Below are 1,286 nucleotides of genomic sequence, written 5' to 3'. Positions count from 1 at the left end.
GTCCCGGTACAAACCGGGGACATCGTTTACATTTCTAACCGGGGACATGGTTTACAGGTTAATACGCATGGTCAGGAGGTATCTGATCATGCCCTGGAACCAAGAGTCCCCCATGAATCAACGAATCAAACTGGTCGCTGACTGGCTTTCTGGCAACTACACGAAAACCCAGTTGGCACACCGATTCAATGTGAGTCGGCCTACCGTCGATAAATGGATTGCCCGGCATGACGGCGATTTGAAGTCGTTGTCCGAGCTCTCCCGACGACCTCATAACAGTCCAAACAAAACTGACGATGAGATCTTGGCCCGCGTGGTGGCCATGAAGGAAGCCCACGATAAATGGGGGCCTAAGAAGCTTCTCGAGCTATTGCGAATCGAGGATCCAACCATCGCCTGGCCTGCCCCCAGCACGGCAGGGCAATGGCTTGATCGGCTTGGATTGGTCAGCAAACGGCGTTTCAAGCGTCGGCACGGCACTTCCCACGCCCCAATGCGAGAAGCCAACGAGCCCAACAAGACGTGGTGCGCTGACTACAAAGGGCAATTCAAGATGCTTAACGGGCAGATGTGCTTTCCTTTGACCGTGACTGACCACGCATCGCGCCTGATTCTGGCGTGCAGGGCCCACCCCAAGATCATGACACAGCCTGTAAAACAGGCATTTGAGAGGCTTTTTCAGGAATACGGCATGCCGCAAGTCATTCGTTCTGACAACGGTGTTCCATTCGCCTCTCCTGGTCTGGCAAGAATGTCTACATTGGCGGTTTGGTGGATCCGTCTGGGCATCTACCCCGAGCGAATCATGCCTGGAAGACCCGCGCAGAACGGTCGCCACGAGCGAATGCACCGCAGCTTGAAATTCGAGTTGCCCTTAGGACGCGATTTGCTTGAGCAACAGCTGTTGCTGGAGCATTTCAGGAATGAATTCAATTACATACGACCACACGAAGCGCTCGGTATGAAACGTCCGGGAGAGTTGTATGTGCCATCCACTCGGCCTTACCCCGGATGCTTACCCGCAGTGGAATATCCGGCAGACATGCAGGTTCGAAGTGTCAGGCAGGACGGTTCTATCTTGTGGAAGAACAAGCTGATATTTGTCAGCGAGGCTTTATCTGGAGAACGGATAGGGCTTAAAGAGGCTGAAGAGGATGTCTGGGATCTGTACCTATGTGACTATCCCTTGGGCAGACTTGGACGCGGCAAGAGCCGCATCCAAGCTTCAAATGTGTAAACGATGTCCCCGGTTTCAGATGTAAAGGATGTCTACGGTTCTACACCCC

General features: G+C 53.4%; 1 protein-coding gene. It reads left to right on the top strand.

What is annotated here, in order from left to right:
* Positions 1–88 precede the first annotated feature (88 nt).
* Positions 89–1,237 (top strand): integrase core domain-containing protein, encoded by a 1,149-nt coding sequence (locus tag BHC62_RS26215; RefSeq protein ID WP_070996713.1) that lies wholly within the window; start codon positions 89–91, stop codon positions 1,235–1,237.
* Positions 1,238–1,286: the final 49 nt, after the last annotated feature.

The sequence above is a fragment of the Pseudomonas sp. 06C 126 genome (genome assembly GCF_001855215.1).
In the GTDB taxonomy this organism is placed as follows: Bacteria; Pseudomonadota; Gammaproteobacteria; order Pseudomonadales; family Pseudomonadaceae; genus Aquipseudomonas; species Aquipseudomonas proteolytica.
Note: the sequence above shows the minus strand (reverse complement) of the source record. Positions and strands in the feature narration are given on the sequence as shown.